Source organism: Flavobacterium sp. (assembly GCF_043720215.1).
Lineage (GTDB): Bacteria > Bacteroidota > Bacteroidia > Flavobacteriales > Flavobacteriaceae > Flavobacterium.
The window spans coordinates 1-7133 of record NZ_JAYSSZ010000272.1 but is presented as its reverse complement, the minus strand read 5'-3'; the positions used below and the strand labels follow the sequence as shown (position 1 = coordinate 7133).

The 7133-nt window shown below is 32.7% G+C and carries 9 protein-coding genes; 2 read left to right on the top strand and 7 right to left on the bottom strand.

From position 1 onward, the window contains the following. Nucleotides 1-191, top strand: a 191-nt coding sequence (locus ACHZC3_RS12030) for a hypothetical protein (protein ID WP_394760102.1), incomplete at its 5' end; no start/stop codon positions are given. Here the strand turns inward: ACHZC3_RS12030 and ACHZC3_RS12025 are convergent. The 3 genes from ACHZC3_RS12025 to ACHZC3_RS12015 all read right to left on the bottom strand — a co-directional run bounded on the left by ACHZC3_RS12025 (nucleotide 157) and on the right by ACHZC3_RS12015 (nucleotide 2287). After that, nucleotides 157-564: a hypothetical protein gene (locus ACHZC3_RS12025; protein ID WP_394760100.1), complete on the bottom strand. Its 408-nt coding sequence runs from the start codon at nucleotides 562-564 to the stop codon at nucleotides 157-159. The two genes, ACHZC3_RS12030 and ACHZC3_RS12025, sit on opposite strands and share 35 nt — an antisense overlap. A 209-nt stretch (nucleotides 565-773) precedes the next feature. After that, the gene (gene pheS / locus ACHZC3_RS12020) at nucleotides 774-1793 is read right to left on the bottom strand and encodes a phenylalanine--tRNA ligase subunit alpha (protein WP_394760099.1); all 1020 of its coding nucleotides are present in this window, start codon (nucleotides 1791-1793) and stop codon (nucleotides 774-776) included. A 137-nt stretch (nucleotides 1794-1930) separates the two neighbouring features. Then, on the bottom strand, nucleotides 1931-2287 hold the full coding sequence (locus tag ACHZC3_RS12015) for a hypothetical protein (RefSeq protein ID WP_394760098.1): 357 nt from the start codon (nucleotides 2285-2287) through the stop codon (nucleotides 1931-1933). Nucleotides 2288-2437: 150 nt separating this feature from the next. Here ACHZC3_RS12015 and ACHZC3_RS12010 point away from each other — a divergent pair, with 150 nt between their 5' ends. Next, entirely contained in the window at nucleotides 2438-2977 is a 540-nt protein-coding gene (locus ACHZC3_RS12010; protein WP_394760097.1) for a CvpA family protein, read from the top strand. Nucleotides 2978-3152: 175 nt separating this feature from the next. Here the strand turns inward: ACHZC3_RS12010 and ACHZC3_RS12005 are convergent, their stop codons facing one another. The 4 genes from ACHZC3_RS12005 to ACHZC3_RS11990 form a co-directional block, all read right to left on the bottom strand. Continuing rightward, nucleotides 3153-3896: a tetratricopeptide repeat protein gene (locus ACHZC3_RS12005; RefSeq protein ID WP_394760096.1), complete on the bottom strand. Its 744-nt coding sequence runs from the start codon at nucleotides 3894-3896 to the stop codon at nucleotides 3153-3155. A gap of 101 nt (nucleotides 3897-3997) precedes the next feature. After that, the gene (locus ACHZC3_RS12000) at nucleotides 3998-5779 is read right to left on the bottom strand and encodes a BatD family protein (RefSeq protein ID WP_394760095.1); all 1782 of its coding nucleotides are present in this window, start codon (nucleotides 5777-5779) and stop codon (nucleotides 3998-4000) included. A 36-nt stretch (nucleotides 5780-5815) separates the two neighbouring features. After that, nucleotides 5816-6526 carry a tetratricopeptide repeat protein gene (locus tag ACHZC3_RS11995; protein WP_394760093.1) on the bottom strand — a complete coding sequence of 237 codons (711 nt, stop codon included), beginning with the start codon at nucleotides 6524-6526 and terminating at the stop codon, nucleotides 5816-5818. A 5-nt stretch (nucleotides 6527-6531) separates the two neighbouring features. Beyond that, the coding region (locus ACHZC3_RS11990) for a VWA domain-containing protein (protein WP_394760092.1) at nucleotides 6532-7133 on the bottom strand (602 nt) is incomplete at its 5' end.

Here is a 7133-nt window from a genome sequence, read left to right as displayed (position 1 = left end):
GTTTTATGTATGATGTAGAGGGTAAAATAATCAATATAAACCCAACTGATATAAATTCGAATGTTGTAACAAAAATTCCTATGAATTTAGGTTATGTTATAAAATCCACCGAAATATTAGAGTTTAAAAAAGTGTTCAACGATTTACTTAAAATACCTACCTCACAATCACACCATCTACAAACAAAATAGGCACTTCTTCGAGGGGATTGTCGTTTGCAAAATTGGTTTTGAAAATAAATTTCTTGTCGTATAATGTGTTTCCAATAAAGTAAGTCACCATAAACTCATTGTTCAGTTTTAGGACACTTTTCTCGATCATTTCGACTTTTTTTACCGAAACAGGTGGAACTTCTACAAAAGCGTGACGAAGTGATGATGTTTTTTTCATTTCGCCATCAATGGTTCCAAAAGCTTTTGAGACTAACATAACACCGTCGAGTTGAAAATCAGAATCGTTTATAAGATAGATATTCCATATTTTTCCCATAAAGTCATCACTCCATTCCTGGACTGCGGCTAGGAAAACGTTTTCTACGGTTGGTATATTGATGTCGGATTTCATATTAGATTGGTTAGATTTTTAGACTTCTTAGATTTCTAGAAATTATGTTGAATTTAAGATAATGTCTAGCCCAGATAGCAACGAAAAGCCTTTTGAGAAGAAATGCTAATTTTTCTTGACGAAAAACAACGACCAACGGAAGTTAGTTTTTTGTTTAGAAAAATAGTGTTTCTTGAAAAAAGCTTGTAGTGTATAGCTGGAAATTGCTTCTAAATATTCGATTTGAATTGTTCTAAGAAACGCACGTCGTTTTCATAAAACATTCTGATATCGCCTATTTGATATTGCAACATGGCAATTCTTTCGATTCCCATTCCGAAGGCAAATCCGTTGAATTCGTCGGGATCGATACCACAATTTTTTAGCACATTAGGATCAACCATTCCGCAACCGCCTATTTCTAGCCAACCTGTTCCTTTTGTGATTCGGTAATCGGTTTCGGTTTTTAGTCCCCAATAAATATCTATTTCGGCACTTGGTTCGGTAAACGGAAAGTAGGATGGTCGTAATCTGATTTTTGATTTTCCGAACATTTCTTTGGTAAAATATAACAACGTTTGCTTCATATCGGCAAAGGAAACATCTTTGTCTATATACAATCCTTCTACTTGGTGGAAAATACAGTGCGAACGTGACGAAACGGCTTCGTTACGAAAAACACGACCTGGAGAAATGGTTCTTATAGGCGGTTTGTTGTTTTCCATATAACGTACTTGCACCGATGAGGTGTGTGTACGCAACAAAATATCGGGATTGGTTTGTATAAAAAACGTGTCCTGCATATCACGCGCCGGATGGTATTCAGGTAGGTTTAATGCGGTAAAGTTATGCCAATCGTCTTCAATTTCTGGTCCTTCGGAAACGTTGAATCCTATGTTAGAAAATATGTCTATTATTTGGTTTTTTACCAACGATATTGGGTGACGAGAGCCTATTTTTAGGGGTTCTGATGGTCGTGACAAATCGCCATAAAAGCTTTTTATTTCTTCTTTGCTTTCTAGTTCTTCTTGAATTGCTTTTACCTTTTCCTCAGCAATGGTTTTTAGTAAATTGATTACTTGACCGAATTCTTTTTTCTGATCGTTTGGCACGTTTTTGAATTCGGCAAAAATATCTTTTACCAAACCTTTACTTCCAAGGAATTTGATTCGGAATTCTTCTAGTTTCTCTTTATTTTGTGTCGAAAAGGCTTTTGCTTCGGCAATGTATTCTTTAATCTTGTCTGTCATCGTTCGGGTAATAAAGGTGCAAATTTAAGGATTTATTCGCTTTGTACATAATTTTTTAGACCACGGATTTTTTTTCTATGTTAAAATATAAAATCTGTGAAAATCCGTTTAATCCGTGTTATCTGTGGCTAATTTTGTTATTCAATCAATTTTTTTTCTAAAAAGTAATTTACGATAGCATCTTTCATTAAAACAGATTGTTCTCCCGCTTTTAGTGGCGGCAATTCTTCTTTGACTCTATAATGTGGCCAACCGTCGTTATCGAAAAACTCGAATTCGTAGTAACCATAAGGTTCTAGTAAACGACAAATGGCAATGTGCATTAGGTTTAACTTCTCATCTTTCTTGTATGTTTGATGAAATTTTCCTAATTCTTGTACGCCAATTAAATAAATAATGGCATCTAAGTCTAAATCTTCTCCTTGCGAGAATTGATTAGAAAGTATGTTTACAAGCTGTTCCCAGCGTTCTTTGAGTTGTATATCTCTTGACATTTTATTTTAGATTTGCTTCGCCAGTTCGCTGACACTCGAGTTAGATTTTAGGTTTATCCTAAAAAACTAAATCAAAATTATTGGCAAATATAAGAAGTTGAAAAAGGATTATTCCTTTATATTTGTTTTTAAAAATTAAATTAAAGAAATATGAGTTTTTTAGACATTATTCTAGCCGCATTATTAGTTTACTCTTTATACAAAGGTATAAAAAACGGTCTTTTTGTAGAATTAGCTTCTTTGATTTCTCTTTTTTTGGGAGTTTTTATAGCTATAAAATTCTCCTATTTAATTAAATCTGCTTTAGAAGACGCAGTTTCCTGGCAGCCTAAATATATTGAAGTTACTGCTTTTGCACTTACTTTTTTTCTTGCTGTTGTGGGAATTCATTTATTAGCAAAATTCTTTACAGGTATTGCCGATTTTGCTTATCTGGGTTGGTTGAACAAATTGGGAGGTGCTTTTTTTAGTGTTTTGAAAACTATTTTAGCGTTAAGTATTATTTTTAATATTTTTCAGAAAATAAACGTAAATAATCTTATTGTAAAACAAGAAACGCTAAATAGTTCATTGTTTTACAATCCTATCCAAGAGGTTTCCAAGTTTATTTATCCCACTTTAGAAGAATGGTATAATGATTTTAAGAATAAAAATGTGGATAAATCAGCCGAAGAAACAAAGGACAATTAATCGACATGCAATTTTACACACTGTTTTATATGTAATTAGGGAAAACAATTTAAAAAATGTATGATATTGAAACAGAAATAAAACTTATCGATTCTAGAATAGCTAAATTAAAAAAATAAGTTACAGCTTATAACGGCGGTTTTAAGAAATGACGGTTTTAGTTTGTAAAACAAATCTACTTTAACTCCTTAATCGCACTTTTCTCTATCCAACCTTCTTTTAGGTCTAAAAGTTGTATTTTTTTGTAATTATTTAAACTTTCTAAGACATAAACTTTGGTTCCTGCGTGCAATACAAAAGCGTCTTGTGCGGTTGATTTTGGTTCGCTTTTGACCGATGTAACTTCTGCAAAAACAATGGCTGGTCTATCATTATTACTTTGTCCTTTCTCGAAAAATCCTGCAAAAACACTTAGAATTGTAAACAATATTACAAAAAGCATCGTTATAAAGAAAACCCTTTTTAGCGTGGTTGTGTTAGAGAAATAATAGGCCAAAAAGCATCCTAAAAACAGGATTGAAAAAATAACCGCCATCCAAGCCCAAGTATCATAATGAAAACTGGAAGTAAAATCTCGAATTATTTTAGCAAAACCAACTTTGGGAACTTCCGTAACTTCATCGATGGTCATTTTTTGGGCGAAAGCCAAATTATTTTGAGTTTCTGCATCGTTTGGATTTAGTAATAATGCTTTTTCGAAATTAAAAATTGCTGGCGCTACTTTGTTTAATTTATAATAACAATTTCCTAAATTAAAATATAGTTCAGCTGATTCTTGTCCCGAGTTGACAACACTTTCGTAAATGGTTATTGCTTCTTGATAGTTTCCTTTTTGGTATAAATTATTGCCTTTATCGAAAGCGGTTTGTGCCCAAAATGTTTGGGTGATGAGAAGGAATATATAGAGTATGTTTTTCATTTTTATTAATTTTGGAACGCCGATGACACGGATTCGATAAATCGAAAACGTTGATTTTACGGATTTTAAAAAATTATCAATTGTAAATTATTCATTATCAATTATGAGATTTGTTTTTCTAAAATTGATATTATTTCAACTGCTTCGTCATAATCTTGTTGGATCGTGACACTTGTTGATGGTGCATATCGTGCTAGTTCGCAATTTTCTGTCAAAGCTATAAAACTATATACTGATTCTGGATTAGCCTTTCTTGACAACAAGATTTCTGTGATTTTATCTTTGCTCATTTCGGAAGTTTCGATGTGTAATTTTGCTTTCAAGAAGTTGTGCATCGCTTTTTCTAAAGCAATATAAAACGGTTCTTTGTTTGCAATTTGATTTTTGGCTTCCGATAAATATTTCTTGGCTAATTTGTTCGATAATTTAATTCTATTTCCAACAACATCACCATCAATAGCTTCTTTTTTCTTACGAATTGCCATTATAATTGGAATTAATAAAAAGGGCAAAAACAACAATCCGTAAAATAATCCAGAACCTAAAAAGTCCGATTTTTTAATTTCTGACAATGTCGTTTTTAGTTTTATAAATCCAAACGTTGCATTTGAAGCCACTTTAGTCTTATTCGAATTAGTATTGACAATATCATTGTTTGCTGCTGTTGGTCCGTCAAGAACTTCGATATTTATTTCTTGAGAAGTTATCGTTTTGTAGGTTTTACTGCCTAAATCGAAATAAGAAAAAGTAAGTGGTTGTATAGGATAATTTCCTTTATACTGAGGAATAATCGTGTACAAATCTGATATGCTTCCTGTCATTCCAGAAAGAGGCGTTGTTACGTTTTCTTTATGTACAGGATCATACGTTTCGAGAGAACTTGGCACGATAGGTTTGGGTAAAGTAAATAATTTTAAATTTCCTTTTCCAGAAACAATAATATTTAGATCTAATGATTCCCCGTTTTTTAATTTGGTTTTTGATGGTATGACTTTAAAATCAAAATTTCCAACTGCTCCTGTAAAATTTTCCGGTTTACCAGTTTCTGGCAATGGTTTTACGTTGATAACTTTTGCTCCGGCCGAAACTTTTTTGCTTCCAGATTTCATAATTGGTCTTCCAAAAAAATCGGCTTGGCCTGAAGGAATTTCGACCTCAACATCTAATGTTAATGGTTCTATTTCTAGTTTCCCAGATTTTTGTGGATAGAGAACGGTTTTTCTAAGTACCGCAAAACGATAATCTTCTCCTTGGTATTTACCTTGTTGTATTTGAAGTTGTTTCACATCTATATTCTGGCTCCAAAAATTCTTATACTTTGGATTTGCTAACTCTTTCCATCCGCCAACGGCAGATCTATTGCTCACATAAATCTTATAAACAACGGTAATGGGTTCATTTAAATACGGATTTGGATTTGAGATTTCGGCAACAAGATGCACTCCGTCCTTTCCTGCATACGTTGGAGTTTGTTGCTGCTGTTGCTGATAATAGGGTGCATAAGGATCTCTTTCTTCTGCAACGGCATTCCCAACTGTTATTTTTATTGGATTGGTTTTATAAACTTGTCCATTTATTTCGATAGATGCTTGTTTAATAAGAAAAGTTCCTTTTTTTATAGGTATCAAATAATAAGAGTAGGTTTTTTCGAATGATTTACGCCCATTTACCCATTGATAACTCACCGATTGATTTGGTCCGCCAATAATCCTGAAACCTTCAAATGCAGGTGGACTAAAATTGTCTCCATCTTCATTCATAGCAAAATCTATGCGAAGACGCTCGTTAATTCCCAATGAATTTTTACTCGCTTGTGCTACAAATTGCACTTGGGCAAAAATCCCTTGAAAGGTTAATAATGTTATAATTATATATTTTTTCATTTCTTTTTTAATCGTCTTCCAGATTTTGTGTCAAAACTACCAATCTTTATCGCTATCAATGGGTTTTCCTTTAACCTTTTTTCCGTTTACTTTATCTTGAACTTTCTTTTCTTCATTATTTACAGCGTCTAACAACGTTTTCATTCTTTCCTGATTGGCACTTCCTTGTTGCGGCTTTGGTTTTTGATCTTGTTTATCGTCTTTAGGTTTCCCTTTGTCGTCCTTCTTGTCATCTCCATCTTTAGGCTTGTCTTTTTTGTCGTCTTTTGGTTCTTCTTTTTTATCTTTATCCTTATCTTTTTTATCATCCTTTTTCTCTGGATTGTCTTTTTGCATTTTTTTTGCTAAAGCATAATTGTAACGTGTTTGCTCATCATTAGGATTATTACGCAAGGCATTTTTGTATGCTTCGACTGCTTTTGCATACTCTTTTTCTTTCATTAATGTATTTCCTAAATTATGAAAGGCACTAAATTTTTGTTGTTTTCCTTTAGCATTTTCTATTGCTTTTGAATAGGCATATTTTGCTTCGCTTGGCTGATTTTGTTTGTAAATAGCATTTCCTAAATTATAAGCTGCGGCAGCTCGTTTAACATTATTAGCTTTTGAAACTCTATAATTAGATTCTGCTAAAGCGTATTCTTTTTTGGCATAATTTTCATTCGCTTCTGGCAAATCAAAATCTTTTTTCTGCGAAAATATTGATATAGAAAAAAACGACATCAATATTAAAATGATATTTTTCATATTAATTATTCTTTTTTCTCGTTAAATAAATTCAATTTTTGTACCCATTTTGTTTTTCTTTCTAATAAAAATATATCTAATAACAATAAGAAAAATCCAATCCCTAAAAACCATTGAAATTGCGCTTGAAAGTTTTTCATTTCTGTCGCTTCAAATTCTGTTTTTTGAATATTATTCAGCGATTTTTTGATAAAATCGACCGTTTGCTTGGTGTTATTTCCATTTATATAACCTCCTTTTGCAGCTTTAGCAATGGTTTCTAATGATTCTGGACGCAATTTTGTTACAACGACTTCGCCTGTATTTTTATCTCGATGAAAACTTTCTATGACACCATTTTTCTTATTAGGAATAGGTCCGCCAGCAGTTGTGCCAATTCCTATGGTGATGATTTTCATTCCAATCTTCTTTGCTTCTTCTGCTGCGTTTTCTGCTCCTTCGGAATGATCTTCACCGTCGGTAATCATAATCATCAATTTGCTAGTATTTGGACTTCCTTCAAAATATTTTTCGGACAATTTGATGGCTTCATCCAAATTACTTCCTTGCGATGACACCATTCCTGCATTCATACTTTGCAGAAACATTTTGGCTACATTATAATCGG

What these genes read in the sequence shown, in the direction of transcription:
- ACHZC3_RS12025 (WP_394760100.1), bottom strand. Translation starts at nt 564, where the DNA reads ATGAAATCCGACATCAATATACCAACCGTAGAAAACGTTTTCCTAGCC.
- pheS (WP_394760099.1), bottom strand. Translation starts at nt 1,793, where the DNA reads ATGACAGACAAGATTAAAGAATACATTGCCGAAGCAAAAGCCTTTTCG.
- ACHZC3_RS12015 (WP_394760098.1), bottom strand. Translation starts at nt 2,287, where the DNA reads ATGTCAAGAGATATACAACTCAAAGAACGCTGGGAACAGCTTGTAAAC.
- ACHZC3_RS12010 (WP_394760097.1), top strand. Translation starts at nt 2,438, where the DNA reads ATGAGTTTTTTAGACATTATTCTAGCCGCATTATTAGTTTACTCTTTA.
- ACHZC3_RS12005 (WP_394760096.1), bottom strand. Translation starts at nt 3,896, where the DNA reads ATGAAAAACATACTCTATATATTCCTTCTCATCACCCAAACATTTTGG.
- ACHZC3_RS12000 (WP_394760095.1), bottom strand. Translation starts at nt 5,779, where the DNA reads ATGAAAAAATATATAATTATAACATTATTAACCTTTCAAGGGATTTTT.
- ACHZC3_RS11995 (WP_394760093.1), bottom strand. Translation starts at nt 6,526, where the DNA reads ATGAAAAATATCATTTTAATATTGATGTCGTTTTTTTCTATATCAATA.